This window comes from Rhizobium leguminosarum bv. viciae (assembly GCF_012276115.1).
Classification (GTDB): Bacteria; Pseudomonadota; Alphaproteobacteria; order Rhizobiales; family Rhizobiaceae; genus Rhizobium; species Rhizobium leguminosarum_T.
In genome coordinates this window covers 1-1,109 of record NZ_WIEU01000060.1, presented here as the reverse complement: position 1 = coordinate 1,109, position 1,109 = coordinate 1, and the positions used below count along the sequence as shown (strand labels likewise).

Annotated in this window: 1 protein-coding gene; it reads left to right on the top strand. The window is 63.8% G+C overall.

What is annotated here, in order from left to right; genetic code table 11:
• A partial coding sequence (locus tag GFM02_RS34770) for a heme lyase CcmF/NrfE family subunit (protein ID WP_168324230.1) occupies window positions 1-1,109 on the top strand: 1,109 nt, incomplete at both ends.

Below are 1,109 nucleotides of genomic sequence, written 5' to 3'. Positions count from 1 at the left end.
CGCTTGTCACCTTCTCCTTCGCCGTGCTGACCTATGCCCATGTCGTCTCGGATTTCTCGGTCGAGAACGTCTGGGAGAATTCGCATTCGCTGGTGCCGCTGCTCTACAAATATTCCGGCGTCTGGGGCAATCACGAGGGATCGATGATGCTCTGGCTGTTGATCCTGACGCTGTTCAGCGCGCTGGTCGCCGTCTTCGGCCGCAATCTGCCGGAGACGCTGAAGGCCAACGTACTTTCCGTGCAGGCCTGGATTTCGGTCGCCTTCACGCTGTTCATTCTGTTGACCTCCAATCCCTTCCTGCGGCTCGATCCGGCGCCGGCCGAGGGCCGCGATCTCAACCCGGTTCTTCAGGATGTCGGCCTCGCGATCCACCCGCCGCTGCTCTATCTCGGTTATGTCGGCTTCTCCGTCTGCTTCTCCTTTGCCGTTGCGGCCCTCATGGAAGGACGCATCGACGCCGCCTGGGCACGCTGGGTGCGGCCCTGGACGCTGGCCGCCTGGACCTTTCTGACGCTTGGCATCGCCATGGGCTCCTACTGGGCCTATTACGAGCTCGGCTGGGGCGGCTGGTGGTTCTGGGACCCGGTGGAAAACGCCTCCTTCATGCCCTGGCTCGCCGGCACCGCACTGCTGCATTCGGCGCTCGTCATGGAAAAGCGCGAGGCGCTGAAGATCTGGACGGTGCTGCTCGCCATCCTCACCTTCTCGCTGTCGCTGATGGGCACCTTCCTGGTGCGCTCCGGCGTGCTGACCTCGGTGCATGCCTTTGCCAGCGACCCCTCCCGCGGCGTCTTCATTCTCTGCATCCTGCTGATCTTCATCGGCGGGGCGCTGTCGCTGTTTGCCTTCCGCGCGCCGAAGCTGTCGGCAGGCGGGCTGTTTGCGCCGATCTCGCGTGAGGGCGCGCTCGTCGTCAACAATCTGATCCTGACGGTCGCCTGCGGCACGGTGCTCACCGGCACGCTCTATCCGCTGCTGTTGGAAACGCTGACCGGCGACAAGATTTCCGTCGGAGCGCCGTTCTTCAACCTGACCTTCGGCCTGCTGATGGCGCCGCTGATCGTCATCGTGCCGTTCGGGCCGATGCTTGCCTGGAAGCGCGGCGAT